Origin of the sequence: Pigmentiphaga daeguensis (assembly GCF_039523035.1) — a bacterium.
Taxonomy (GTDB): Bacteria; Pseudomonadota; Gammaproteobacteria; order Burkholderiales; family Burkholderiaceae_B; genus Pigmentiphaga; species Pigmentiphaga daeguensis.
The window spans coordinates 140,781-165,484 of record NZ_BAAAEN010000005.1; the positions used below are offsets into that span (position 1 = coordinate 140,781).

A 24,704-nucleotide genomic window follows, 5' to 3' on the forward strand; every position below is an offset into this window, starting at 1 on the left:
GGCCTTGGCCGCGCATCGAAGAGCAGGGAGACACAGTCAGGCAGCGCGGCGGTTGCCGCGAGTTTTTCCAATACATACAAGGCAGAGGAATCCTCATGTACCCGATCAAGACTGTTTACCGGCTGGCGCGGTGGCTGCCGGCCATGGCCATCGCGCTGGCGGCCTTCCCCTCGATGGCGGCGGACGCCTATCCCACCCGGCCGCTGCGTTTTGTCGTTCCCTATGCCGCCGGCGGCGCGGTGGACGTGGCCGCGCGCATGATCGGACGCTACGTGTCCGAGCAATTGGGCCAGCAGGTCGTGGTCGAGAACAAGCCGGGCGCGGGGGGCATCATCGCCATCAAGCACGTGCTGGGCTTTCCCGCCGATGGCTATACCTTCCTGGTCTGTGCCGCAGGCGAGATCGTGATCAATCCCGTCATCAACAAGGAAGTCGACTACGACACCAGCCGGGACCTGACGCCCGTCAGCATGGTTACCACCGCGCCCAACGTGCTGGTCTTGAAGCGGGATTTTCCGGCGAACAGCGTCTCCGAGTTGATTGCCTACGCTCGCAAGCATCCGGGCGAACTGACCTTTTCCTCGAGTGGCGTGGGCACCATCCAGCACGTGACCGGCGAGGTCTTCAACAAGATGGCCGGCATCGAGGCCCGGCACGTGCCCTACAGCGGCGCGCCGCAGGCCACCCTGGAAGTGGCGACGGGACGGGTGACCATGACCTATGCCAGTCCGGGCTCCATCCGCGGCTTCGTCGACCGCGGCGAACTGAAGATGCTGGGCATGGCGTTGCCCGAACGCTATCCGCCGCTGCCGCAGGTGCCCACGATTCGCGAAGCTCCCGAGGTGTCGTCGTTCAACGTCGAAAGCTGGTTCGGGATGTTCGCCGCCAGCGGCACGCCCGAGCCGGTGATCCAGAAGGTCAACGCCCTGGTCCAGCAGGCCATGCGGCAGCCGGACATCGCCAAAAAACTGCTCGACACGGCCGGTGTGCCCATGCAGACGACGCCGGCCCAGGCCAAGGAGTTCGTCGGCCGCGAAGTCGCCAAGTACAAGACCTTGTTGAAGGAAGCCGACATCCGGCTGCACTGATGACTTCCGGCTCCGCCTCCCCGCTCTCGTCCTCCGCGCTCTTGGCACGGCTGCCGTCGACGCGCCTCATGCTGGCCTTCGACGTCTCGGCGCGCCATCTGAACCTGGTGCGCGCGGCCGAGGAGCTCGGGATCACGCAGGGGGCCCTGAGCCGCCAGATCCGCGCGCTGGAAGACCACCTGGGCGTGCGCCTGTTCGAGCGCCACGCGCGCGGACTGCGTTTCACGCAGGAAGGGGAGCTGCTTTATGACTTCACCCGTCGCGGCTTCGAGACGCTGGGCGCGGGCATAGGCCGGCTCACGCTGCGGGCCGAGCGCCAGACCCTGGTGCTTTCGGTGGCGCGCAGCTTTGCGCTGCGCGTCCTGATTCCCCGCCTGGCGGGTTTCACCGAAGCCCATCCGCACATTCACCTGAGCCTGGACATCCATCGCTATTTCGCCGACATCGCCAGCTCGGGCGTGGACGTCTCGGTCCGGCTGGGGGGCGGCGATTGGCCGGACTGTCGCGCGCTGCGCCTGACGCGGGACTGCATCGTACCGGTGTGCACGTCCGCGATCCGCGAACAACTGCGCGATCCGGCGGCACGCCCGCGCGTACCGCTGCTGCGCAATATCGAACGGGACGACGCATCGCTGCGGGTGGAGGGGCTGGACGAACTGCCGCACGGCGACCAGCGCATCGATTTCAACGACTCTGCCTCGATGCTCGCGGCCGCGGAGGCGTCGCTGGGGGTGGCCATCAGCCGTTCATCGCTGGTGGCCGACGCCGAGTCCATCGGCCGTCTGGTGCGCGCAACGTCCTGGGAGGCGCGCGATGGCCTGGACTACTACGCGGTGTGCACCGAGCGGGCCTATTGCAAACCCGCCGTCAAGGCGTTCCTGGACTGGGTCGAGGGCGTGGCGCCGGCTTGGCCGGCGCGTTCCTAGCGCTTGATCCGCGACAACGGATCGTCCGGTTTGTAGGTCGGCGTCTGCGGCTTGGGCGAGCCCAGCATCACGCACATCAGCGCCTCTTCGTCGCCGATATTGACCTCGCCCCGGTAGACGCCGGGCGGGACCGAGATCAGGTCGCGTTCGCCGGCTTCGATCTCCCAGTATTCGCCTTCCTTCGATTCGCACATGATGCGGACCTTGCCGCGCAGCACGAAGAAGACTTCCTCGGTGTCTTCGTGCAGGTGCAGCGGGCCGACGTGGCCGGCGGGGATGATCATGGTCGAGAAGGTGAAGTGCACGGCGGGCACGGTGTTCGAATCGCTGGCGACGCCGGTGGCGCCGGTGCCGAGATAGCGCATCTGGGCGCGGCCGTACTTGGGGTCGTGGTCGGCCTGGAACTTCAGGGCGTTCCAGTCGTACTTGCGGGTGGAGCGCTGCACGCAGCGCGAGTTCATCCAGTCGCCGAAGCTCATGCCCTCGGGGCGCCGGAGGGTGGGTTTGGCGGCATCGATCAGAGTATCGACGGGATCGTTCATGGCAGCTCCTGCTTGCGGCATGGTGGGAAACGGAGTTGCCAGTCTAGGAGCGGCGGCCGGCCGGTGCCTTGATCTGGATCAGAAATGTTCCATTAATAAATCATCGTCTTATATATAAAACAAATTAAGGTTCCGGCTTGCCCTGAAAAGGCTTGAGTCCTGGCGGTCGGGCTTCTTCGATGTGCCGCTTCAGGGCCAGTTGGAAGGCGGAGAACTCCTTGTCTTCGCGGCTGGCCAGGTAAAGGGGCAATGTCAGCGCGAGGCCGGGTGTCCGTACGCAGCGCAGCTCGCCGCGCACCAGGTCGCGTTCCACCGCGGTCTTGGAGAAGAAGCACACGCCCAGGTCGCGCCGCACGGCTTCCTTCTGCGCTTCCGGGTGGCCCAGGTTGAGCACGATGCGCCGGGACGGGATGCCGTTGGCGCGCAGTTGCCCTTCCTCCAGCTGCTGCATGACGGTGCTGTTGGCGGTGCTGATGAAGGGCAGGCGCGAGATGTCCTCGCGCCGCGCCTCGTCGCCCACCCAGCGGCTGTCCGGAGCGCTGACCAGCAGCAGGTCCTCGTCCCACAGCGGGCGCACCGCCAGGCCATCCAGGTTCTGCGTGGGCGCGATGATGAGGACGGCGAAGTCGCAGGCGCCGGTGCGCGTGGCTTCCAGCGCCACCTGCGGGTTGGAGATGGACACGTGGACCTGGCCGTCGGGCCGCCGTACCTGGAAGTCGCAGATTAACTGGCTCAGCAGATAGGTGCCCACGCTCATTGAAGCGGCGACCACCGCCTGGCCCGGCGCGAGGTCGGTCGAGCCGCCCAGTTCCCGTTCCAGCTCGCGCGTGCGGGTGACGACCTCCTGCGCCCATTTGTAGACGCGCTGGCCGGTGGCGGTCAGCACGATGCCCCGGCCTTCGCGGCGGACCAGCGTGGTGCCCAGCTTTTCTTCCAGGCTGCGGATGTGCGAGGTGACGACGGGTTGCGTGACGAACAGGTAGTCCGCGGCACGCGTCACGCTCTGCAGTTCGGCCACCACGCAGAAGACCTCGAGTTTCTGCAAGGTGAGGTAGGGGTCGAAGCGGGCCATGAGGGGGATCGTCAATTCATAGTCAATTGGCTATTCAATAAGGGAGATATTTGAATTAGACGAATGGTTGGCGTCAACCTAGGATCTCTCCCCACAACGAGAGGAGACATCATGTCCAGTACCCAGCCCGGCGGCGCGCGGCGCATCCTGCGCGGCCTGGAAGGCGCCGCCACCAGTCTCGAACGGGCCCTGGCCAGCGCCCTGCTGGCGGCCGTCGCGATCAACGTGGCCAATGTGGTGGCGCGCTATGTGTTCGGCCGTTCGATCACCGGCGCCGACGAATTGCAGGTCTACCTGATGGCCGCGCTGGCCTTCTTCGGCTCGGCGGTGGCGGCGGTGCGCGGGCAGCATCTGCGCATGGACGTGCTGAACCGCTACTTTCCCATGGAATTGCGGCGCTTCCTGTCGACGCTGGAGGCGCTGGCGGCCGTGGCGCTGTGCGGCTTCGTCTGTTTCATCTCGTCGGAATACGCCTGGCGCATCTACCAGATCGGCAGCGTGAGCGAGAACGGCCACATTCCGATGTGGATCCCGCATTCACTGGTGGCGGTGGCGTTCGCCGCCATGGTGGTCGTCGGCCTGTTCGACGTGGTGTTGCGGGTGGCCGGAAGCGGCCTGCGCCAGCCCGAGGCGGTGGACGGGGCCGAGGAGGTGCTGTCATGAGTTTCGCGCTCGGTTTCCTGCCCCTGGGCCTGCTCCTGCTGGGCTTTCCCATCTTCCTCGTGCTGCTGGCGTCGGTCAGCGTGGCGCTGCTGTTCTTCATGGACGTGCCGCTCACGGCCCTGCACCAGAACCTGTTCGGCGCCATCGACGCCTATGCGTTGCTGGCGATTCCCTTCTTCATCTTCGCCGGCGAACTGATGGGCCGCGGATCGGTGGCGGACCGGCTGGTGAGCTTCGTCAACGCGGGCGTGGGTTCGGTGCGCGGCAGCCTGGCGGTGACCACCGTCGGGTCCTCGGCCCTGTTCGGCGCGATCTCGGGCGTGAGCGCGGCCACCGTCGCCACCATCGGCCGGGTGATGCTGCCCGCGCTGCGGCGCAACGGCTATCCCGAGAAGTTCTCGGCGGGGTTGCTGACGGCGGTGGGGGCCATCGACATCATCATTCCGCCCAGCATCCCGATGATCGTCTATGGCGCGGCCGCGCAGCAGTCGGTTCCCCGGCTGTACGCCGCGGGCGTGCTGCCCGGGCTGCTGCTGGCCGGCATGCTGTGCGCCTACGTCATGTGGTATGCCCGGCGCCATCGCATCGGCGGCGGCGAGCGCTTTTCGTGGGCGGCCTTCGGCCGCGCCGCGGCCCGCGGGCTGGGCGCGCTGGGCGCGCCCGTGATCATCCTGGGCGGCATCTACGGCGGCGTGTTCTCGCCCACCGAGGCCGCCGCCGTGGCCTGCCTGTACGCCATCGTCGTGGCGCGCTACTTCTACCGCGAGCTGTCCTGGCGCGACATCCTGGCCAGCGCCGGCACGACGGCGGTGTTCACCGGGCAGATCCTGATCATCGTGGCCTGCGCCAACGTGTTCGGCTGGCTGCTGACGGTGCACCAGGTACCCGCCGCGCTGGTGCAGTGGCTGACCGACCTGCACCTGCCGGGCTGGTCGCTGCTGCTGGCGATCAACGTGCTGCTGCTGGCGGTAGGCTGCTTCATCGATCCGCTGTCGGCCATCCTGCTGCTGTCGCCGCTGCTGATGCCGCTGGTCACGGCCATCGGCGTGGATCCGGTGCACTTCGGGATCATCATCACGGTGAACCTGTCCATCGGCCTGTTCCACCCGCCCTTCGGCATCAACATCTTCGTCGCGCAGAGCGTGCTCAAGCTGCCGCTCGAAAGCATCTACCGCGGCATCGTGCCATTCGTCGTCATCTACCTGATCGCGCTGGGGCTGATCACCTACATCCCGGACATATCCCTCTGGGGCATGCGCTTGCTGTTGAACTGAAGGCCGTCCGCCGGCCACCCACCACTGGAGACATCATCATGAATCGCCGTCTATGCCTGGCGCATCTGGCCGGCCTGGGAGCGCTCGCGCTCCTGCCCGTCGCCCGCGCGCAGAACCTGGTCATGAAGCTCACCACCACCACGTCCGACGACCTGGGCGTCGACTGGCTGAACGCCTACAAGGTCAACCTGGAGGCGGCCACGCAGAACAAGGTCAAGGGCCAGGTGTACCCGGCCAGCCAGCTCGGCACCGCGCAGCGCACGATCGAGGGCGTGAGCATGGGCACCGTCGAGATGGCGCTGAATGCCTCGGGCATGTACGAGGGCCTGGACGCGCGCTTTGGCGCATTGGCCGTGCCCGGCTTGTTCGACGGCATCGACCATGGCATGAAGGTGCTGGCCGACCCCGAGGTCAAGACCAGGCTCGCGTCCATCGCCTCGAAGAAGGGCGTCGAGGTGCTGACCACGCTGGTGCATTCCCAGTGCAGCATCGTCTCGCGCAAGCCCATCCGCAAGCTGTCGGACCTGGCCGGGCAGAAGATCCGTGTTCCCGGCTCTTCGATCCTGATCGCGCAGCTGCGGCAGCTGGGCGCCAACCCGGTGTCGATGTCGCTGGGCGAGGTGCTGCCCGCCTTCCAGAACGGGACGCTGGACGGCGTCTATTCCGGCACGCCCATTCCCTCGGCGCTGAAGTACTTCGACGTCGCCAAGTCGCAGACGCTGCTGCCGTCCACGTATATCGCCATCGTCGGGCTGGTCAGCCCCACCTTCCTGAAGTCGGCAGGTGCGCTGGAGCAGCCGCTGCGCCAGGCCGCCCGCAAGACCGACGCCGAGATCGGTCCGCGCGTGCATGCGCGCGTGGCCGAGGCCCGCGCGATCTGGGAGAAGGGCGGCGGCGAGATGATCGAGCTGCCGCCGGCCGATGCCAAGGCCTACCTGGACGCGGTGATCCCCGCCGCGATGAAGGAACTGTCGACCGATGCCCGCAAGGACTACGAGGCGCTGCGAGCGGCCGCTGTCCGTCTCAGGAGTTGACCCCCTACGCCCTGCGGGCGTCCCCCAAGGGGACGGCCCCGGGGATACAGGGCCATGAAAACCGACTGTACTGACTTATCGGAGACGCCATGCGCGCACACGAGATTCCCGCCGGCATCCTGCCGACCCACCGCCAGCTTTTCTATGGGGGAGCCTGGCACGAACCCCTGGCCGGCGTCTACGCGCCGACCATCAACCCCGCGTATGACGAGCGCCTGGCCGATGCGCCGGTCGCCGATGCGCGCGACGTCGACGCCGCGGTGCGGGCGGCCCAGGACGCCTTTCCCGCGTGGGCGGCCACGCTGCCCAGGGAGCGCGGCCGCATGCTGCGCCAGGCCGCGGACATCCTGCGCGCCCATGCCCAGGAACTGGCGCTGCTGGATGCGCTGAACAACGGCAATCCGGTGTCCATCCTGGCCAAGGACGCGGACTTCGCGGCCGACAGCCTGGAGTATTTCGCCGGCCTGGCGACCGAGGTCAAGGGCGAGACCCTGCCGATGGGCCCCGGCTATCTGGACTACACCGTGCGCGAGCCGCTGGGGGTCGTGGGGCGCATCGTCGCCTACAACCATCCGCTGATGTTCGCCGCCATGCGCCTCGCGGCGCCGCTGGCGGCGGGCAACACGGTGGTGGTCAAGTCGCCGGACCAGGCGCCGCTGTCCATCATCCGGCTGGCCGAGCTGATCGGCCACGTGTTTCCCAAGGGGGTGGTCAACTTCCTGTGCGGCAGTCGCGAGTGCGGGCAGGCCCTGGCCGAGCATCCGCTGGTGCGCAAGATCACGTTGATCGGCGGCGTGCCTACCGGCAAGTCGGTCATGAAGACCGCGGCCGACGGGCTCAAGCCCGTGCTGCTGGAGCTGGGAGGCAAGAATGCGCTGGTGGCCTATCCGGACGCGGACCTCGACAAGCTGGTGGACGGCATCGTGGGCGGCATGAATTTCACGTGGTCGGGCCAGAGCTGCGGCTCCACCAGCCGCGTGTTCCTGCATGAAAGCATCCACGACGAGGTCCTGGCGCGCGTGGCGGAATTGCTGCCCAGGCGCCACCGGCCGGGCATCCCGACCGATCCCGCCACGACCATGGGATCGCTGGTCAGCCGGGCGCAGCTCGAGAAGGTGCAAGGCTTCGTGCGATCCGCGCTGGACGAGGGGGCACGGCTGGTGACCGGCGGCCGGCAGCCCGAGGATCCCGCGCTGCGCGACGGCTTCTTCTTCGAGCCCACCATCTTCGCCGACATGCGGCCCGACATGCGGCTGGCGCGCGAGGAAGTGTTCGGTCCCATCATGTCGGTGTTCCGCTGGTCCGACGAGGACGCATTGTGGACCGACGTCAATGCCGTGGACTTCGGCCTGACTGGCTCGATCTGGACCCGCGACCTGGACACCGCGCACCGGGCGGCTCGCCGCATCCATACCGGCTACGTCTGGATCAACAACACCAGCCAGCACTTCATCGGCGCGCCGTTCGGGGGCGTGAAGCAATCGGGCATAGGCCGAGAGGAATGCTTCGAGGAGCTCCTGGAGTTCACCTACACCAAGAACGTCAACCTGAAACTGAATTAATCCCCCCTACGCCCTTCGGGCGCCCCCCGGGGGGCGGCGCTGGCGGACCGGCGGAGCCGGATCCGCGGCGCCCTGGATCGACATGCGCTAGCGGCTTGGAAATGACATGAATCATTACGACTACATCATCGTGGGTGCGGGCTCCGCGGGGTGCACGCTGGCCTACCGGCTGGGTGCCGACCCGGCGCTAAAGATACTGGTGCTGGAGGCCGGCGGACCGGACCGATCGCCCGTGATCCGCATTCCGCTGACCTGGGGCCTGATCCTCAAGCACCGGATGTACGACTGGGGTTACTTCACCGAGCCCGAGCCCGGCATGGACGGCCGGCGCATCGAATGCGCGCGCGGCAAGGTCCTGGGCGGCTCGACCTCGATCAATGGCATGGCCTATGCGCGCGGCGCCCGCGAGGACTACGACCACTGGGCGCGTGGCCTGGGACTGGAGGGATGGTCCTACGACGACGTGCTGCCGTATTTCCGCCGCAGCGAATCGTGGGAAGAGGGCGCGAGCGACCTGCGGGGCGGCGACGGCCCGCTTACCGTGACCCGGTTGCATTACGAGGACCCGCTGGTGGACGCCTTCCTGCGCGCCACCGACCTGGCCGGCTATGCTCGAAACGACGACTACAACGGCGCCAGCATCGAAGGCTTCGGCCCCATGCAGGCCACCATCCGCCGCGGCCGCCGTTGGAGCGCGGCGTCGGCCTACCTGCGGCCCGCGGTGGCGCGCGGCAACGTGACGGTGTGGACCGGCGCGCTGACCACGAAAGTGCTGATGGAGCAGGGCCGCGCCGTGGGCGTCGAAGTCCTGCGCGGCGGACGCCGCGAGCAGGTGCGGTGCGAGCGTGAAGTCCTGCTGGCGGGCGGCGTGATCAACTCGCCGCAGTTGCTGATGCTCTCGGGCATCGGCGATGCCTCGGAGCTTGGCCGGCACGGCATCGCGACCCGCGTCGACCTGCCCGGCGTGGGACGCAACCTGCAGGATCACGTGGTTTGCGACGTGCGCTGGCGCCGCAAGGAAACGGGGCCGCTGCACCGGGCGCTACGCCTGGACCGCATCGGCTTCGATCTGCTGCGCACCTGGATGTTCGGCTCGGGCCTGTCCAGCAAGGTGCCCGCCGCCGCCGTGGGCCTGGTTCGCAGCCATTCCGACTTGCCGCTGCCCGATCTGCAATTGCTGCTGGCCGCGGCGCCCATGGACGCCGGCCCGCACCTCGGTCCGTTGCTCAAGCCCTACGTCGACGCGTTTGCCATCAAGGGCGTCTTCATCACGCCCGAGAGCCGGGGCAGCGTCTCGCTGGCCAGTGGCGATCCGACGGCTCCCGCCGTGATCCGCCAGAACTTCCTGTCGACCGACTACGACAGGCGCGCCGTGCGCCAGATGGTGCGCATCATGCGGGCCATCGGCGAACAGCCGCCGCTCGCGCCGTTCCGCGCCGAGGAACTGGCGCCCGGTCCACAGGCCACGAGCGACGCGGACATCGATGCCTTCATCCGGCGTACCGCCATCACCTTGCACCACCCGGTGGGCACCTGCAGGATGGGCGGCGATGCCGATCCCGATGCCGTGCTCGATGCGCAGATGCGGGTGCGCGGCGTGCAAGGCCTGCGGGTGGTGGACGGGTCGGCGATGCCGCGCGTGGTGCGGGGGCCGACGAACGCGCCCATCATCATGATGGCCGAGAAGGCGGCGGACCATATCCTGGGCCGGCCGCCGCTGGCGCGCGACAGGCGGGGTGCGCCGGCGGCGCGCCGGTGGGCGGAGAACGAGCCCGTCCCGGCCTGACAGGCATCCGGCCGCTGCCCGGAGCTTGCCGGGAAGCGGTCAGTGCCGCGCCATCCTCAGCAGCAGGCTGACGAGCTCGCCCTGCCGGTGCGTGCCCGTTTTCGTGAAGAGCGCGCGCAACTGCGTGCGAGCGGTGCTGAGCGCGATGCCCTGGCGCTCGGCATACTCGGCTAGGCTGAGGCCTTCCTGCAGTTTGCTGGCCAGGCGCGCCTCGGCCCGGCTGAACTGGAACAGGTCGTTTATCCGCAGGTTCTGCTGTTCCGGATCGACCACGCTGACCGCGACGAGCGGGCGTTGCAGCGGGTTGTCGGGGTGGTCCTCGGACAGCGGCGTAACCAGGATGTCGGGGCCGCCGGCGGTGGGCGGCGCGATACGCGCGGCACGACGCGATCCCGCGTGCCCCGTGGCCTGCAGGATGGCCGTTTCGAGCCGGCTGGCGGTGGCGTGACGGGGGCGGATCTGGCCGTTGTATTCGCACAGGGCGCCATCGGGCAGCGCCGCATGCCGTTCGGCCGCTGCATTGCGGTAGGCCACGTGCCGGCCTTCATCGAGCAGCCACAGCGGGGTGGGCAGGCTGTCCAGCACCTGGTCGCGCAACGCCAGGCCGTCGCGCAGTCCGGTCAGCGTGTCGTAAAGCGTGCCGGCCCGCTGCAGGTGCGGCGCGATGCGCGCCAGCAGATCGTCGTGGCAGGCGTCGGGCCGCACGCCGATGGCGGTCAGGAGGGCGACGTAGACACAGGTGCCCTGGCCGTTCAGCCGGATCGACGCGCGATTGTCCATCCCTTGGGCCTGCTGGAAGTCCTGGTAGTACGGATGGTGCTCGAAGGTTTCGGCCGACAGTTCGCGCCGGTCGTGATTCCACCGGCCGTCATCGGTCGCGGCGATCAGTTCGCGCATGGGGTCGATGGCGCCGTAGTGGGCGTTGTAGGCCTGGATGGCGGCGGGATCGCACCGGGCGGCCAGCGTGACGGTGGCGGCGCTTTCGCCGGGCAGGCTGATCGCGACGGCACCGAACTGCCTGCCGCTGGCGGCGGCCAGCGCGTCCAGCAGCGCCGGCCAGCGCGCGTTGTCCAGCACGCTTTCATAGCAGAGTCCGACGAGGGCGTCGTAGGTTTCCTGGGACGGGGGCATACCCATGATGGTCATGTACTCGGTTAATCGTTACATCATGTTACGTAACCTGCGAAGTTGGCAATCACTTCCAACCATCCGGCCACATAAGGAAAACCCTGCGCGGGGGTGTCGCAGCGGGTGCGCGCCGGCCCCGGGGTACTATTCATCGCATGACCACCAATTCGCTGCAGGCGGGGGCCAGGCCCCTGGCTACCTCCGGACCCGCGCTGCGGGTCGAGTGGCTGGACAAGCGCTATGGCGGCCGCGTCATCGTGGACGCGCTGTCCTTCCAGATCGCGCGCGGCGAATGCTATGGACTGCTGGGCCCCAACGGCGCGGGCAAGACCACCACGCTGCGATCCATCCTGGGCCTGACGCCGGTGGATGGCGGCACCATCCGGCTGCTGGACTACCCGGTGCCGGCGCAGGCGCGCCAGGCCCGGGCGCGCATAGGCGTGGTGCCGCAGATCGACAATCTCGATCCTGATTTCACCGTCGAGGAAAACCTGCTCGTATTCGGCCGCTATTTCGGCCTGGCCGACGCCGAGATCCGCCGCCGCATTCCCGGCCTGCTGGAGTTCGCGTCGCTGGCGGCCAAGCGCAGGGCGCGCATCAACGAACTGTCGGGCGGCATGAAGCGGCGCCTGACGCTGGCGCGGGCGCTGGTGAACGATCCCGACCTGATCGTGATGGACGAGCCCACCACCGGGCTGGACCCGCAGGCGCGCCATCTGATCTGGGAGCGCCTGAAGACGCTGCTGGCGCAGGGCAAGACCATCCTGCTGACCACGCATTTCATGGACGAGGCCGAGCGCCTGTGCGACCGGCTGGGCCTGCTCGAGCGGGGGCGGATGATCGCCGAGGGCGCGCCCCAGGACCTGATCGCGCGCCACGTCGAACCGGAGGTGGTGGAAGTGTTCGGAGAGGGCGCCCTGGACTGGCTGGAGCGCCACCGCGCCGCCTTGCCGGGCCGGGTCGAGGTCAGCGGCGAAACGGTCTATTGCTATACGGCCGAGCCGGAACCGGTGCTGGGCCTGCTGCGCGAGGGAGGCCGGATACGCTATCTGCACCGGCCGGCCAACCTGGAAGACCTGTTCCTGCGGATGGCCGGCCGTGATTTGAGAGAATGACCCCCCTACGCGCTTCGCGCGCCCGGCATGGTGAGCCCCCAGCCGCTACGCGGCAGTCCTCCGAGGGGGCGGGGACCCGCCTCGGGGCGGCCCGGCGGCCGGATCCGCTGTGCCCTGGATCGAGGGTCGGGATGATTGGGGGCTGAGATGAGTGAATGGGCGGTGGATACTTCGCGATCGGGAGTTTGGGGCTTGCCTCGGCCGGGGCGGGGATGCGTGCCGGTGCTGCGGCGCAATTTCCTGGTCTGGCGCAAGACGGCGTTGACGACCGTGCTGGGCGATGTCATGGATCCGATGGTGGCGTTGCTGGCGCTGGGCTACGGCCTGGGCAGCCTGCTGCCGGGCATAGACGGCGTGCCCTACGTGACTTTCCTGGCTGCCGGCTCGATCTGCATGGGGGCGCTGTACGCGGCCACCTTCGAGGCCACCTACAGCGCCTTTTCGCGGCTGCACATCCAGCGTACGTGGGATGCGATGTTGAACACGCCGCTGTCGCTGGACGACGTGGTGTTCGCCGAGATCCTGTGGGCCGCGGCCAAGAGCATGAAGAGCGGGCTGGCGATCCTGCTGGTGGTGGTGGCGCTGGACATCTCGCGCGCCGCCACGCTGCTGTGGATCCCGCCGGCGCTGGTCCTGCTGGGCGTGACCTTCGCCGCGCTGGCGCTGGTCATGTCGGCCCTGGCCAAGGGCTTCGATTTCTTCATGTACTACTTCACGCTGGGCGTGACGCCGATGGTGTTCCTGTCCGGCGTGTTCTTTCCCGTGTCGCAGTTGCCCGAGGCGCTGGTGCAGGCGGCCCGGCTGTTGCCCCTGGCCCCGGCCATCGAACTGGTGAGGCCGCTGGTGCTGGGGCGGATGCCGGACCAGCCGTGGTTGCCCGTGCTGCAGCTGGCGCTGACGGCGGCGGTCGCCATCTGGCTGGCCACCGCGCTGATGCGCCGCCGCCTGTTGCGCTGATATCCTGGAGATCGCCATGTCGCCGCCAACCGAGGCCGCCCGCCAAGTGGTGCTGGTATTCTGCAATGCTCCCGATGCCGATACCGCCGGGGCCATCGCCCGTCGCCTCGTCGAAGACGGGGTGGCCGCCTGCGTGAACGTCGGCGCGCCGGTGTTGTCCATCTATCGATGGAAGGGGGAGGTGGAGTCCGCCGACGAGATTCCACTGTTCATCAAGACCACGGCGGCCCGCCAGAGGGCCGTGCAGGAGACGATCGCCCGGCTGCATCCCTACGAGGTGCCCGAGATCATCGCCGTGCCCGTGACCGACGGTTTGCCGGCCTATCTGGATTGGGTCCGGCAGGAAACGAAAAACTGATGTCCATGTTCCGTTTGCGGGCCGCCGGCCCGCGCGTCCATTGGTTCCTGGCGTGCCTCGTGTGGGCCTGCGCCGCGTTCATGCCGCGATCCGCGGCGGCGGAGGACTTCCTGCCGCCGGAGCAGGCCTTCCGCTTTTCCGCGCGCGCCGTGGCGCCCGACGCCATCGAACTGTCCTGGGCGATCGCGCCGGGCTACTACATGTACCGCGAGCAGTTCCGCTTCGTCGCCGATCCGCCGGATGTGGCGCTGGGCGATCCCCAGTTGCCGCCGGGACAGGTCAAGTTCGACCAGACCTTCGACAAGGAGGTCGAGACCTACCGCGACAAGGTGTCGGCCCGCCTGACGATTCCCACCGGCACGGCGTTCGCGCTGGCCGTGACCAGCCAGGGCTGCGCCGACGCCGGCCTGTGCTATCCGCCGGCCGAACACAAGCTGCGCATCGCCGCCGCCTCGGCGCCGGGCGGCCTGCCGCAAGTCGAGGGCGGGGCGGGGGCCGGCCTGCGGTGGTCGGCCTTCGCCGGCACGGACGACGTGGGCCTGGCCGACATGCTGGCCGGCAGCGGCCTGGTCCGCACGGCGCTGATCTTCCTGGGCCTGGGCATCCTGTTGTCGTTCACGCCCTGCGTGCTGCCCATGGTGCCCATCCTGTCGGCCATCGTGGTCGGCGACGCCGCCGGCCAGTCCCGGCCCCGCCTGCGCGGGCTGGGACTGGCTGCGGCCTACGTGCTGGGCATGTCGGTGGTCTACACCGGGGTCGGGCTGCTGGCGGCACTGAGCGGCGTCAGCCTGGCGGCCACCTTGCAGACGCCCTGGGTGCTGGGGGTGTTCGCCGCGCTGCTGGCCGTGCTGGCCCTGGCCATGTTCGACGTGTTCACGCTGCAATTGCCGTCCAGCTGGCAGTCTTCCCTGTCGGACCGGGTCTCGCGCCTGCCCGGCGGCCGCGCCACCGGGGCGCTGGCCATGGGCGCCGTGTCCGCGCTGATCGTCGGGCCGTGCGTGGCCGCGCCGCTGGCGGGCGCGCTGCTGTACGTCTCGCAGACGGGCGACGTGCTGCTGGGCGGGGTCGCGTTGTTCGCCCTGGCCTGGGGCATGGGCGTGCCGCTGCTGGCCGCCGGCGCGTCGGCGGGCGCGCTCCTGCCCAAGGCGGGAAGATGGATGGAGGGCGTGAAACGTTTCTTCGGCATGCTGCTGCTGGCCGTGGCGTGGTGGATGCTCTGGCCCGTGCTGCCGGGTTGGATCCAGATGGCGGGCTGGGCGGTACTGGCCATCCTGGCGGCTGCGCTGCTGCATGCGTTCGACGCCCTGCCCGCCGATGCCGGAACGGGCCGCCGCGTGCTCAAGGGCCTGGGCATCCTGTTCGCGCTGGTCGGCGTCCTGCAGGCGGTGGGCGTGGCCAGCGGCGGCCGGGATCCCTTGCAGCCGCTGGGGCATCTCGCCGCCTCGGGCGGCGAGGGTCCGGTCCTGGCGCCGCCCGTGCAGGGGCCCGCTCCGGCCCGGGGCGGGGAGGGACTCTGGAGCCCGCCAGGAGGAGCCTCGTCGCGGCCCGGGGCTGCGGCGTCATTCGAGCGCGTACGCTCGGTGGCCGAGCTGGACGCGCTGCTGGCCGCGTCCGACCGTCCCGTGATGCTGGATTTCTATGCCGACTGGTGCGTCTCGTGCAAGGAAATGGAGGCGCTGACCTTTCCCCGCCCCGACGTCGCGCAGCGGCTGGCCGGCATGCGCCTCGTGCAGGCGGACGTGACCGCCAACAATGCCGACGATCGCGAACTGCTCAAGCGCTTCCGGCTGTTCGGGCCCCCGGGCATCGTGTTCTTCGCGCCGGGCGGCGCGCCGCTGCCCCAGCGGGTGATCGGTTTCCAGGGGGCCGAGCGTTTCTCGCGCGTGCTGGACGACGTGCTGGCGACGGCCGCGCGCTGACGCTCAGGCCAGCGTCCGGATCAACTGCACCAGCTCGACCTGCCGCCGACAGCCGGTCTTCCTGAAAAGATTTTTCAGGTGGCTGCGCACGGTTTCCGGCGAGACGGCGTGCGCGGCGGCGAATTCCTTGAGAGTCTGGCCGGTGGCCAGGGCGTGGGCCAGGCGTGCCTCCGCGGGCGTGATGTCCAGGGCCTGGATGATGAGCCGGGCGTCCAGCGGCAGGCTGTCGGCAGGCACGGAGAAAATCAGCATGGCCAGCGGCGTATCGCGCAGCCCGGCCAGCAGGTGCGTGGCATCCAGCGGCAGGACCGTGATCCAGGCCGGTGCCGGGGACCCGCCGGCCGGAAAGAGGTCGGCTTTCCTGCCGGCCGAGCAGGCCTGCTTCAGCGCCGCCTGCAGTCGCCGCTGAGTGGGGGCGTCCCGCATGGCCAGCATGCCGCCTTTCGCGCTCGCCCAGGGCGAAACGCGCAGGTACCTTTCGGCGCGCGCATTGGCGTATTCGACCTGGCCACGGATGTCGACGATTGCCACGCCACGCGGCAATCCGTCCAGCGCGGCCCGGCCCAGCAGGGCTTCGCGCTGCAATTGCCTCATGCGCGCCCGCAGTCCCGCCGCGCGAACCATGTCGGGCATGACCAGTTCCAGCAGGGCGCGCTCGCGTTCGCCATAGGGGCGGTGGTCCACCGGACGCATGATGCCCAGGTAGTCGCGCGTCTGGCCGTCGTCGCGTTGCAGGACGCACAGGGTATGGCGCAGGTCCACGCTGCGCAGGAAATCGGCGTAGACCGCGGAACGCGACATCTGCCGGCGATCCAGGTGTTCGTGGTCGAGAATGAAGCTGCCTTCCCGCAGGTGCGCGAAGAGTGTCAGCCGTTCGTCGTCCCGCACGTAGTGCTCGGCGTATTCGGCGAACTTGTGCAGCGGCGCGGCATCGCAGATCACGCTGTCCGGCACGCTGCCGTCACGCAGGTTCACGGTCACCTGGTGGAAGGCCTGGCCGCCCACTTCAGCGGCCAGCAGGCCCAGTCCCGCCTGCCATTGCTCCGGCGCCGCGATGCCTTCGTAAAGGCGCGCGGCGATCAAGCGCGAACGGTCCGGGAGCGAGGCGCGTGTCGCCATGGGTCAAAGCCTGTCCGCCGTGTCCGCGTCTTCCCTGCCGGCCCTCAGCCCGGCCTTGCGCGCCAGGGCCTCCGCCACCCGGTAGGGCCGCATTTCCAGGAAGCGGCGGGCCGAGAACCAGCTCCACAGCAGCAGCGCCAGCAGCACCATGCCGGCCATGATCCACCAGAACGAGCCCCGCTCGTGCACGAAGGGCACGTGGTCCACGTTCATCCCGAAGATGCCGGTGATGAGTGTGAGCGGCATGAAGATGACCGTGACGACGGTCAGGATGCGCATGATCTCGTTGGTGCGGTGGGCCGTGGCGGAGAAGTGCAGTTGCACCGCGGTTTCCACCGACGACTCCATGCGCCGCGCGTGGCCGAGCACGCGGTTCACGTGTTCCATGACGTCATTGATGCGTACCAGCAGTGCATCGCGCCGCTGGTCGAAGGCGCCGGAGCCCCAGGCATCCTCGCTGCGGTCCATGGCCGCGTCGCGCAGCTCGGACAGCGCGTCGTACTGTTCCTCGCAGATGTTCTCCAGCCGCCGCAGCACGATGCGGGCATCGAGCAGCGCCAGCCAGTTGCGGAAACGGCCGTTGGGGTTGAGCAGTTCGCGCTGCCAGCGATCGAGCTGCAGGGTCAGGGGCTGGCGCAGCGCGAGATACTTGTCGACCATGCCGTTCAGCAGCCGCAGCATCAGTTCGGCGGGGCCGGACGGAACGCGGCCCAGCGGGCCGATGCTGCTGGGCGTGCGGTCGCGCCGCCCTTCGGGCGGGGCCTCGCCGCGCTGCTCGGCCAGGCGGCGCTTCATTTCCTGGCAGGTGGCGCTGTAGCCGTGGCGCACGGTGATCAGCGCCTGCCCGAGCACGAAGAACGACACCGGCTGCGTGCGCAGGCTCGCCAGCAGCGGGATCCCCATCTTGCCGTTGGCCGCGGGGCGCGGCTCGGCCTCCGGCGCGTCGGTCACGATGCGGCGGAACACCACCATCTCGTAGGTGGTGGTGTTGTCGAAGTACGAAGGGTGGACCGGGTTGGCGGCATCCTGCAGGTGCAGGTCGTGCAATTGCACGCCGGTCAGTCGCGCGATCTCGTCGCGCCAGGCGTCGGGGTCGGCCGCCAGGTCTTCGGCGCCCGCGTCTATCCACAGGTAGCCCTTGCTGGCGGCCAATTGCGCCGCGTTGTGTGGACGGGGCCCTCCGTGTTCCGAGATCCAGAGGACGTCCATGGCTTCAGCCTTTCAGCTTGCGGGCCGCGTCGAGGGCGAAATAGGTCAGGATGCCGTCGGCCCCGGCGCGCTTGAACGCCAGCAGCGCTTCCATGACGACCTTGTCCTCGTCCAGCCAGCCATTGGCGCTGGCCGCCTTGAGCATCGCGTACTCGCCGCTGACCTGATAGGCGAAAGTGGGGACGCGGAAGGTGTCCTTGACCCGCCTCAGCACGTCCAGGTAGGGCATGCCGGGCTTGACCATGACCATGTCCGCGCCCTCGCGCAGGTCCAGCGCGACTTCGCGCAGGGCCTCGTCGATGTTGCCCGGATCCATCTGGTAGGCCGCCTTGTTCGACTTGCCCAGGTTCGAGGCCGAGCCGACGGCATCGCGGAAGGGGCCGTAGAACGCGCTGGCGTACTTGGCCGAGTAGGCCATGATGCGGGTATGGATCTGGCCGTTGCCTTCCAGGGCCTGGCGGATGGCGCCGATGCGCCCGTCCATCATGTCGCTGGGCGCGACGATGTCCACGCCGGCCTCGGCCTGCGCCAGGGCCTGCCTGACCAGTATCTCGACCGTGGGTTCGTTCAGCACGTAGCCGGATTCGTCGATCAGGCCGTCCTGCCCGTGGCTGGTGTAGGGGTCGAGCGCGACGTCGGTCAGGATGCCCAGCTCGGGCAGGCGTTTCTTGAGCTCCGCCACCACGCGCGGGATCAGGCCGTCGGGGCGCGTCGCGGCGATGCCGTCAGGCGTCTTCAGCTCCGGCGCGATCACGGGGAACAGCGCAAGGACCGGGATGCCGAGCTCGACGCATTCCTCGGCCACCGGCAGCAGGGTGTCCAGGCTGTAGCGCTCGACGCCGGGCAGCGACGGCACCGGCTGGCGCAGCCCCTTGCCCTCGGCCACGAATACGGGATAGATCAGGTCGTCGGCCGACAGCCGGCTCTCGCGCACCAGGCGGCGGGTGAAGTCGTCGCGCCTCAGGCGGCGGGGGCGACCGGCGGGAAAGTCGGCGAATACTTCGTGTTGGCTCATTGCGGTTGTCGTCCTGTCAATGCTGCGCGGCGGGGGACGGGCCCCATGCCATCGCAAGATACCATCGCTCCGTCGCGGGCGTCATGCCGCGACCTGCGGCATCAGCCAGCCCTCGATATGGGCCGTCGCTTCGTCCAGGCCGATGCGATGGGTCGAGGAAAACGGCACGGTGTGCAGCGCGCCGATGGCGGCCAGTTCCTTCTTCACCGCGAACTGGGCCTTGATGCGCTGGCCGTAGGGAAACTTGTCGGCCTTGGTCAGCAAGGCCAGTACCGGCTTGCCGGACGGGGCGATCCAGTCGATCAGGTTGCGGTCCAGGTCGGTCACGCCGCGGCGGATGTCCACCAGCAGCACGACGCCGGCCAGCGAGGTCCGGTTGCGCAGGTAGCCGCCCAGCACCTGGGCCCACTGCGAGCGGTCTTCCCGGGCCACCGAGGCATAGCCGTAGCCGGGCAGGTCGACCAGGAACCCCAGGTCGCGCTCGGGTTCGAGCGGATCGGGCAGGCCGAACATGTTGATCAGCCGGGTGCGGCCCGGCGTCTTGCTGGAGAAGGCCAGGCGCCTTTGCTGGGTCAGCACGTTGATCGCCGACGACTTGCCGGCGTTGGAGCGGCCGACGAAGCAGACTTCCGGCGCCCCGGGCGGGGGCAACTGGTCGAGCCGGGCGGCGGACGTCGTGAAATGGGCGCGATGGAGAATGGACACTGGGCGTCGCCGGCCGGCGAAGTTAAGCAATAACCCGCTATTGTACGACCGGCCCCGCGGCGCGGCCGCCCGTCAGCCGACCCGCTTCAATTCCTTCTTGAACAACTGCTGCCGCTTCACGTAGCTTTCCACGCCGGCCCGGATGCGGGCGATGTCCTCGTCGGTCAGCTGGCGCACGACCTTGGCGGGTGCCCCCAGGATCAGCGATCGGTCGGGGAACTCCTTGCCCTCGGTCACGATGGCGCCCGCGCCCACCAGGCAGTTCTTGCCGATGACCGCGCGGTTCAGCACCACGGCCTGGATGCCGATCAGCGAACCGTCGCCGATGGTACAGCCGTGCAGCATGGCCTGGTGCCCGACGGTCACGTAGTCGCCGATGGTGAGCTTGAGCCCGGGGTCGGTGTGCAGCACCGCGCCTTCCTGGACGTTGCTGGAGTCGCCCAGGATGATGTCGTCGTTGTCCGCCCGGATCACCGCGCCCGGCCAGACGCTGGCGTTCTCGCCCAGCCTGGCCTTGCCGATGACGGTGGCCTGCTCGGCCACGTACGCCGAGTCCGGAATGTGGGGCGCGTCGGCGCCGAGCTGGTAGACAGCCATGGTGGTCCTTCCCGAATAGTTTTCTATGGGCTACGTTGTAGTTGCTATAATAAGCGGTTACTTAACATAGGAAAGCGCGGTCGGGCTTGCCTATGCGCTCCCCGCGCATAGCGGGGGCGGACCGGGTTTGCAGTAGAACAAAACTCGCAGTAGAAGAACGATCACCTCCGGCGCGAGCCGGGTCGAATCGATAACGGGGTAGGTGGGCCCCGCGGAGACACCTGCAGGAGAATCCTTGCCGCAAGCCGGCGGGAGCAGCAGGAGCAGGGCATCCGTGAGTCGCGTATCCGTAGCCTGATTGTGGAATTTAGGTCGAGGTTTTCATGAAGCGTGTGCTGTCCCTGATGCTTGTCGCGAGCGGTGCAATCCTGGGTGCGGCGGTGGCCCTGCCTTCCGTGGCCGCCGATGCCCAGCCCCGTCCCAAGGTCGATGCGGCCAAGGGCGAGCAGTTGTTCACCAACGGCGACGCGGCCCGCAACATCATTTCCTGTGCCAGCTGCCATGGTCCCGGCGGCAACAGCGCCGGCGCCGCCAACCCCAAGCTGGCCGGCCAGCATCCCGACTACATCTACAAGCAGCTCGTCAACTTCAAGGTCAAGGAAGGCGCCAAGACGCCCGAGCGCGTCAATGCCGTCATGAACGCCAACGTCGCCGGCCTGACCGACGAGGACATGCGCAACATCTCGGCCTACCTGGGTGCCCAGACCCTCAAGCCCGCCGTGGCCAAGAGCAAGGACACCGTCGAGCTGGGCCAGCGCATCTTCCGCGCCGGCATCGCCAGCAAGGGCGTCCCGGCCTGCGCCTCCTGCCACAGCCCCAACGGCGCCGGCATCCCCTCGCAATATCCGCGCGTGGGTGGCCAGTTCGGCGAATATACCGAGGCCCAGCTGGTGGCCTTCCGCAGCGGCGCGCGGCACAATAACGTGCCCATGGCGCAGATCGCCAACAAGATGACCGACGCCGAAATCAAGGCCGTGGCCGACTACATCGCCGGCCTGCGCTGATCCGCGCCAGGAACCACTGCTGTCGATCGCGGTCATTGAAGGGGCGGATCTTCCGCCCCTTTTGCATTCTTGGCAGGATGCATACCTGGCAGGATTCCAGCGGCAACCGACCTGTCCGAACCGAGGTCCGCAGCACCCATCATGACCATCGCTACTTCCTCCGCTTCCCGCCCAGCCTCGCGCGGCCTTGGCGCCGACCTGCTCGAACTGCTGGCCTCGATGCGGTTCGCCGTCAGCCTGCTGGTCTTCATCTGCCTGGCCAGCATCGTCGGGACGGTGCTGGTGCAGAACCAGCCGTCGAACAACTATGTCAACCAGTTCGGCCAGTTCTGGTTCGAGGTGTTCGACACCTTCTCGCTCTATCACGTCTACAACGCGTGGTGGTTCCTGCTCATCATGGGATTCCTGGTGGTCTCCACCAGCCTGTGCATCATCCGCACCGCGCCCAAGATGGTCCGCGACATGCGCTCGTTCCGCGAGCACGTGCGCGAGAACAGCCTGCGGTCCTTCCACCATCGCGCCGAGTTCGCGTCGCCCGAGGCGCCGTCGCGGGTGGCCGGCTCGCTGGCCGAATTGCTCAAGCGCCAAGGTTATGCCGTGCGCACCCGGGCCGAAGGCCCGGCCACGCTGCTGGCGGCCAAGCGGGGCAGCGGCAATCGGCTGGGTTACATCTTCGCGCACACGGCCATCGTCATCGTCTGCATAGGCGGCCTGCTCGACAGCGAACTGCCGATACGGCTGCAGATCTGGCTGGCCGGCAAGAAGCCCCTGTTCGAGAACATGGCCATCGCCGACGTGCCCGCTTCCGGGCGCCTGGGCCTGGGCAATCCCAGCTTCCGCAGCAGCGTGCTGGTGCCCGAGGGCGGCAAGGCGCGCAACGGCATCGTCATGGTGGACGACGGTGCGCTGGTGCAGCCCCTGCCGTTCACGCTGGAGCTGAAGAAGTTCATCGTCGAATACTATTCCACCGGCATGCCGCGCCTGTTCGCGAGCGAGGTCGAAGTCACCGACAACGAGACCGGCGAACACTTCCCCGCCACCATCAAGGTCAATGAACCGCTGCGCTACAAGGGCGTGACGGTCTACCAGTCCAGCTTCGACGACGGCGGCAGTTCCCTGGAACTGACGGGCTACGCCTTGCGCGGCGACCAGCCCTATACCTTCCCGGTGTCGGGCAAGGTCGGCGGCACGGCGCAACTGGTGGCCGACGGCGCTCCGGCCAGCGACGCGCTGAAGGACCTGACCGTCGAGTTCAGCGGCTTCCGTCCCATCAACGTCGAGAACTTCGCCAATGGCCGCGTGGGCGCGGCCGAACCCAAGGCGCTGCGCGAGCACGTGGCCGCGGTGTCCGGCAGCGCCGCCCGCGTGGGCCAGAACGAGGACTTCCGCAACGTCGGTCCCAGCGTGCAGTACAAGCTGCGCGACGCCAGCGGCCAGGCGCACGAATTCCACAACTACATGCTGCCCGTCGAGGTCGACGGCGTGAAGGTCTTCCTGTCGGGGGTGCGCACCAATCCCGACGAGGATTTCCGCTACGTGCGCATGCCGGCCGACGCCGACAATTCCCTGAAGGAATTCATGGGGCTGCGCGCCATCCTGCAGGATCAGCAGGCCCGCGCGCTGGCCGCGCGCAGGTTCGCCCACGCCAACCGGCTCGCCTCGGGCGGCGCCGCCGACGGCGAACTGACCGCGCAGTTGCAGGCATCGGCCGAGCGGGCCCTGGATACTTTCGCCGACGGTGGCCTGCAATCCATCGCCCGTTTCCTGGAAACCAATGTGTCGTCGGGCGAGCAGCAGCGCGCGGCCGACGTCGTGGTCAAGCTGCTGGGCGGGGCGATGGCCGAGCTGCGCGCGGTCGAGCGTGAGCGCGCCGGGCTGCCCGCGCTGCCCACCAGCGGCCCCGAGGCGGCCGCGGCGGTGGCGTGGACGCAGGCGGCGGTGGGCGCGATGTCGGACCTGTTCCTGTATCCGGCGCCGGTCATCCTCGGCCTGAAGGATTTCCATCACGTCCAGGCCAGCGTGTTCCAATTGAGCCGGACCCCCGGTAAAAATGCGGTATACCTGGGTTGCGTGCTATTGATCCTGGGCGTGTTCTCGATGTTCTACATCCGCGAGCGCCGCGTCTGGCTGTGGGTCAAGCCCGGACAGGACGGGCAGGGCGCGCAGACCTTGATGGCCATGACTTCCCAGCGGCGCACGCTGGATTTCAACCAGGAATTCGAACGGCTCAAGGCGGATATCGCCGCCATGTCGCCGCAGCAGAAAGGGTAGCTAAATGGAACTGACCTCATCCGCCCGCCCGGGCGCCGGCCGGGCTCCCCGGCGGGGCATGGACGGCCCGCGCCGGGTAGACTGGACCGACATCGCCTTCGCCGTGCTGCTGGCGGCTGGCGCCGCCTTCGCGTTCCAGCGGGTCGGCGGGATCATGAACTACTACGACAAGGCCATCCTGGGTGGCGCGGTCGTGGTGCTGGCCTGGCTGGCGTGGCTGTGGCGGCCGTTGCGTGCGCTGATGATCGCGGTGGCCATCAGCGGCGGCCTGGCCGTCACGCTCTACCAAGGCGACCTCGCGCGGGCCGACCAGGCCTTCCTCCTCAAGTACCTGCTGTCCTCGCAGTCCGCCATCCTGTGGATGTGCGCGCTGTTCATCATCGCCACCGCGTGTTACTGGATAGGCCTGGTCGCCCGCAGCGGCACCGCGGCCTGGCTGGGGACGGCGCTGACCTGGAGCGCGGTGTTCGCCGGCCTGACCGGCCTCCTGGTGCGCTGGCATGAAAGCTACCTGCTCAGCCCGGACATCGGCTACATCCCCGTCAGCAACCTGTACGAGGTCTTCATCCTCTTTTCGCTCATCACCGCGCTGTTCTACCTGTACTACGAGCGCAAGTACGACACGCGCAGCCTGGGTGGCTTCGTGCTGCTGGTCATCGCCTCTGCGGTCGCCTTCCTGATCTGGTACACCTTTGACCGCGGCGCGCAGCAGATCCAGCCGCTGGTGCCGGCCCTGCAAAGCTGGTGGATGAAATTGCACGTGCCCGCCAACTTCATCGGCTACGGCACGTTCTCGCTGGCGGCCATGGTCGCCTTCGCCTACCTCGTCAAGGCGCACGGCAAGACCTCCTCGTGGGTGAAGCTGGCGCCGCTGTTCGTCCTGGGCGTGCTGCTGGCGGTCGAACCCATGATCTTCCGCCAGAGCGGCATGCCGGCCTACTGGATGACCTACGCCGGCGTGGCCGCGCTGATCGTCGGCGGCATCCTGCTGGGCCGCCGCCAGCTTGCCGAGCGCCTGCCCGCGCTCGAGGTGCTGGACGACATCATGTACAAGGCCATCGCCGTGGGCTTCGCGTTCTTCACCGTGGCCACGGTGCTGGGCGCGCTGTGGGCGGCCGACGCCTGGGGCGCCTACTGGCAGTGGGACCCGAAGGAAACCTGGGCGCTGATCGTCTGGCTCAACTACGCGGCCTGGCTGCACATGCGGCTGATCAAGGGCCTGCGCGGCAACGCCGCCGCCTACTGGGCCCTGGTGGGCCTGCTGGTGACGGGTTTCGCGTTCCTGGGCGTGAACATGTTCCTGTCCGGCCTGCACTCCTATGGAGAGCTCTGACATTGGCTCACGGTTGCTACCGCTGGC

The 24,704-nt window shown here is 68.3% G+C and carries 22 protein-coding genes; 14 read left to right on the forward strand and 8 right to left on the reverse strand.

Translation table 11 applies throughout. The features are described from left to right. Window positions 1-95 precede the first annotated feature (95 nt). Together ABD104_RS09020 and ABD104_RS09025 are read left to right on the forward strand one after the other, a co-directional pair. Window positions 96-1,088, forward strand: a complete 993-nt coding sequence (locus tag ABD104_RS09020) for a Bug family tripartite tricarboxylate transporter substrate binding protein (protein ID WP_343927402.1) — start codon at window positions 96-98, stop codon at window positions 1,086-1,088. Continuing rightward, on the forward strand, window positions 1,088-2,014 hold the full coding sequence (locus tag ABD104_RS09025; protein ID WP_130356802.1) for a LysR substrate-binding domain-containing protein: 927 nt from the start codon (window positions 1,088-1,090) through the stop codon (window positions 2,012-2,014). The genes ABD104_RS09020 and ABD104_RS09025 overlap by 1 nt, the downstream gene beginning before the upstream one ends. On the opposite strand, the gene ABD104_RS09030 is transcribed toward ABD104_RS09025, so the two are convergent. Both ABD104_RS09030 and ABD104_RS09035 read right to left on the reverse strand, forming a co-directional pair. Then, the gene (locus ABD104_RS09030) at window positions 2,011-2,493 is read right to left on the reverse strand and encodes a cupin domain-containing protein (protein ID WP_242621428.1); all 483 of its coding nucleotides are present in this window, start codon (window positions 2,491-2,493) and stop codon (window positions 2,011-2,013) included. The genes ABD104_RS09025 and ABD104_RS09030 overlap by 4 nt on opposite strands. 187 nt (window positions 2,494-2,680) lie before the next feature. Beyond that, the gene (locus ABD104_RS09035) at window positions 2,681-3,628 is read right to left on the reverse strand and encodes a LysR family transcriptional regulator (protein WP_343927403.1); all 948 of its coding nucleotides are present in this window, start codon (window positions 3,626-3,628) and stop codon (window positions 2,681-2,683) included. A 111-nt stretch (window positions 3,629-3,739) separates the two neighbouring features. Between ABD104_RS09035 and ABD104_RS09040 the strand changes: the two genes are divergently transcribed. From ABD104_RS09040 to ABD104_RS09060, 5 genes are all read left to right on the forward strand, one after another. After that, complete coding sequence (locus ABD104_RS09040) at window positions 3,740-4,291, forward strand: TRAP transporter small permease (protein WP_176400691.1); 552 nt, start codon at window positions 3,740-3,742, stop codon at window positions 4,289-4,291. Beyond that, window positions 4,288-5,565, forward strand: a complete 1,278-nt coding sequence (locus tag ABD104_RS09045) for a TRAP transporter large permease (protein WP_130356806.1) — start codon at window positions 4,288-4,290, stop codon at window positions 5,563-5,565. Before ABD104_RS09040 ends, ABD104_RS09045 begins: the two co-directional genes overlap by 4 nt. A 38-nt stretch (window positions 5,566-5,603) precedes the next feature. Then, complete coding sequence (locus tag ABD104_RS09050; RefSeq protein WP_087838283.1) at window positions 5,604-6,599, forward strand: TRAP transporter substrate-binding protein; 996 nt, start codon at window positions 5,604-5,606, stop codon at window positions 6,597-6,599. Between the two features lie 89 nt (window positions 6,600-6,688). Then, window positions 6,689-8,161, forward strand: coding sequence for an aldehyde dehydrogenase family protein (locus tag ABD104_RS09055; RefSeq protein WP_343927404.1), 1,473 nt, complete (start codon window positions 6,689-6,691; stop codon window positions 8,159-8,161). A gap of 106 nt (window positions 8,162-8,267) precedes the next feature. Continuing rightward, window positions 8,268-9,947, forward strand: a complete 1,680-nt coding sequence (locus ABD104_RS09060; RefSeq protein WP_087838281.1) for a GMC family oxidoreductase — start codon at window positions 8,268-8,270, stop codon at window positions 9,945-9,947. A gap of 39 nt (window positions 9,948-9,986) precedes the next feature. On the opposite strand, the gene ABD104_RS09065 is transcribed toward ABD104_RS09060, so the two are convergent. Beyond that, window positions 9,987-11,093, reverse strand: a complete 1,107-nt coding sequence (locus tag ABD104_RS09065) for a helix-turn-helix transcriptional regulator (protein ID WP_343927405.1) — start codon at window positions 11,091-11,093, stop codon at window positions 9,987-9,989. A 137-nt stretch (window positions 11,094-11,230) separates the two neighbouring features. Between ABD104_RS09065 and ABD104_RS09070 the strand changes: the two genes are divergently transcribed. From ABD104_RS09070 to dsbD, 4 genes are all read left to right on the forward strand, one after another. After that, window positions 11,231-12,190: an ATP-binding cassette domain-containing protein gene (locus ABD104_RS09070; protein ID WP_343927406.1), complete on the forward strand. Its 960-nt coding sequence runs from the start codon at window positions 11,231-11,233 to the stop codon at window positions 12,188-12,190. Window positions 12,191-12,337: 147 nt separating this feature from the next. Continuing rightward, window positions 12,338-13,147, forward strand: a complete 810-nt coding sequence (locus tag ABD104_RS09075) for an ABC transporter permease (RefSeq protein WP_087838278.1) — start codon at window positions 12,338-12,340, stop codon at window positions 13,145-13,147. A 16-nt stretch (window positions 13,148-13,163) separates the two neighbouring features. After that, window positions 13,164-13,505, forward strand: a complete 342-nt coding sequence (cutA, locus tag ABD104_RS09080) for a divalent-cation tolerance protein CutA (RefSeq protein WP_343927407.1) — start codon at window positions 13,164-13,166, stop codon at window positions 13,503-13,505. After that, on the forward strand, window positions 13,505-15,424 hold the full coding sequence (gene dsbD / locus ABD104_RS09085) for a protein-disulfide reductase DsbD (protein ID WP_087838276.1): 1,920 nt from the start codon (window positions 13,505-13,507) through the stop codon (window positions 15,422-15,424). Before cutA ends, dsbD begins: the two co-directional genes overlap by 1 nt. Window positions 15,425-15,427: 3 nt before the next feature. Here the strand turns inward: dsbD and ABD104_RS09090 are convergent, their stop codons facing one another. From ABD104_RS09090 to ABD104_RS09110, 5 genes are all read right to left on the reverse strand, one after another. Next, window positions 15,428-16,543, reverse strand: coding sequence for a helix-turn-helix transcriptional regulator (locus ABD104_RS09090; RefSeq protein ID WP_132979128.1), 1,116 nt, complete (start codon window positions 16,541-16,543; stop codon window positions 15,428-15,430). Between the two features lie 3 nt (window positions 16,544-16,546). Continuing rightward, complete coding sequence (locus tag ABD104_RS09095) at window positions 16,547-17,752, reverse strand: magnesium transporter CorA family protein (protein WP_087838274.1); 1,206 nt, start codon at window positions 17,750-17,752, stop codon at window positions 16,547-16,549. A 4-nt stretch (window positions 17,753-17,756) separates the two neighbouring features. Next, window positions 17,757-18,767, reverse strand: a complete 1,011-nt coding sequence (gene hemB / locus ABD104_RS09100; RefSeq protein WP_279814604.1) for a porphobilinogen synthase — start codon at window positions 18,765-18,767, stop codon at window positions 17,757-17,759. Window positions 18,768-18,848: 81 nt separating this feature from the next. After that, a complete protein-coding gene (gene yihA / locus ABD104_RS09105) occupies window positions 18,849-19,472 on the reverse strand; it encodes a ribosome biogenesis GTP-binding protein YihA/YsxC (RefSeq protein WP_087838272.1) in 624 nt (207 codons plus the stop codon). Between the two features lie 72 nt (window positions 19,473-19,544). Next, the gene (locus ABD104_RS09110) at window positions 19,545-20,069 is read right to left on the reverse strand and encodes a gamma carbonic anhydrase family protein (RefSeq protein ID WP_087838271.1); all 525 of its coding nucleotides are present in this window, start codon (window positions 20,067-20,069) and stop codon (window positions 19,545-19,547) included. Window positions 20,070-20,392: 323 nt separating this feature from the next. Between ABD104_RS09110 and ABD104_RS09115 the strand changes: the two genes are divergently transcribed. The 3 genes from ABD104_RS09115 (at window position 20,393) to ccsB (ending at window position 24,677) form a co-directional block, all read left to right on the forward strand. Next, entirely contained in the window at window positions 20,393-21,073 is a 681-nt protein-coding gene (locus ABD104_RS09115) for a c-type cytochrome (RefSeq protein ID WP_087838270.1), read from the forward strand. 141 nt (window positions 21,074-21,214) lie between these two features. Continuing rightward, a complete protein-coding gene (locus ABD104_RS09120; protein WP_425543322.1) occupies window positions 21,215-23,344 on the forward strand; it encodes a cytochrome c biogenesis protein ResB in 2,130 nt (709 codons plus the stop codon). A 58-nt stretch (window positions 23,345-23,402) separates the two neighbouring features. Beyond that, the gene (gene ccsB / locus ABD104_RS09125) at window positions 23,403-24,677 is read left to right on the forward strand and encodes a c-type cytochrome biogenesis protein CcsB (protein WP_243724395.1); all 1,275 of its coding nucleotides are present in this window, start codon (window positions 23,403-23,405) and stop codon (window positions 24,675-24,677) included. Window positions 24,678-24,704: the final 27 nt, after the last annotated feature.

What these genes read in the sequence shown, in the direction of transcription:
- ABD104_RS09020 (WP_343927402.1), top strand. Translation starts at nt 96, where the DNA reads ATGTACCCGATCAAGACTGTTTACCGGCTGGCGCGGTGGCTGCCGGCC.
- ABD104_RS09025 (WP_130356802.1), top strand. Translation starts at nt 1,088, where the DNA reads ATGACTTCCGGCTCCGCCTCCCCGCTCTCGTCCTCCGCGCTCTTGGCA.
- ABD104_RS09030 (WP_242621428.1), bottom strand. Translation starts at nt 2,493, where the DNA reads ATGAGCTTCGGCGACTGGATGAACTCGCGCTGCGTGCAGCGCTCCACC.
- ABD104_RS09035 (WP_343927403.1), bottom strand. Translation starts at nt 3,628, where the DNA reads ATGGCCCGCTTCGACCCCTACCTCACCTTGCAGAAACTCGAGGTCTTC.
- ABD104_RS09040 (WP_176400691.1), top strand. Translation starts at nt 3,740, where the DNA reads ATGTCCAGTACCCAGCCCGGCGGCGCGCGGCGCATCCTGCGCGGCCTG.
- ABD104_RS09045 (WP_130356806.1), top strand. Translation starts at nt 4,288, where the DNA reads ATGAGTTTCGCGCTCGGTTTCCTGCCCCTGGGCCTGCTCCTGCTGGGC.
- ABD104_RS09050 (WP_087838283.1), top strand. Translation starts at nt 5,604, where the DNA reads ATGAATCGCCGTCTATGCCTGGCGCATCTGGCCGGCCTGGGAGCGCTC.
- ABD104_RS09055 (WP_343927404.1), top strand. Translation starts at nt 6,689, where the DNA reads ATGCGCGCACACGAGATTCCCGCCGGCATCCTGCCGACCCACCGCCAG.
- ABD104_RS09060 (WP_087838281.1), top strand. Translation starts at nt 8,268, where the DNA reads ATGAATCATTACGACTACATCATCGTGGGTGCGGGCTCCGCGGGGTGC.
- ABD104_RS09065 (WP_343927405.1), bottom strand. Translation starts at nt 11,093, where the DNA reads ATGACCATCATGGGTATGCCCCCGTCCCAGGAAACCTACGACGCCCTC.
- ABD104_RS09070 (WP_343927406.1), top strand. Translation starts at nt 11,231, where the DNA reads ATGACCACCAATTCGCTGCAGGCGGGGGCCAGGCCCCTGGCTACCTCC.
- ABD104_RS09075 (WP_087838278.1), top strand. Translation starts at nt 12,338, where the DNA reads ATGAGTGAATGGGCGGTGGATACTTCGCGATCGGGAGTTTGGGGCTTG.
- cutA (WP_343927407.1), top strand. Translation starts at nt 13,164, where the DNA reads ATGTCGCCGCCAACCGAGGCCGCCCGCCAAGTGGTGCTGGTATTCTGC.
- dsbD (WP_087838276.1), top strand. Translation starts at nt 13,505, where the DNA reads ATGTCCATGTTCCGTTTGCGGGCCGCCGGCCCGCGCGTCCATTGGTTC.
- ABD104_RS09090 (WP_132979128.1), bottom strand. Translation starts at nt 16,543, where the DNA reads ATGGCGACACGCGCCTCGCTCCCGGACCGTTCGCGCTTGATCGCCGCG.
- ABD104_RS09095 (WP_087838274.1), bottom strand. Translation starts at nt 17,752, where the DNA reads ATGGACGTCCTCTGGATCTCGGAACACGGAGGGCCCCGTCCACACAAC.
- hemB (WP_279814604.1), bottom strand. Translation starts at nt 18,767, where the DNA reads ATGAGCCAACACGAAGTATTCGCCGACTTTCCCGCCGGTCGCCCCCGC.
- ABD104_RS09110 (WP_087838271.1), bottom strand. Translation starts at nt 20,069, where the DNA reads ATGGCTGTCTACCAGCTCGGCGCCGACGCGCCCCACATTCCGGACTCG.
- ABD104_RS09115 (WP_087838270.1), top strand. Translation starts at nt 20,393, where the DNA reads ATGAAGCGTGTGCTGTCCCTGATGCTTGTCGCGAGCGGTGCAATCCTG.
- ABD104_RS09120 (WP_425543322.1), top strand. Translation starts at nt 21,215, where the DNA reads ATGACCATCGCTACTTCCTCCGCTTCCCGCCCAGCCTCGCGCGGCCTT.
- ccsB (WP_243724395.1), top strand. Translation starts at nt 23,403, where the DNA reads ATGGACGGCCCGCGCCGGGTAGACTGGACCGACATCGCCTTCGCCGTG.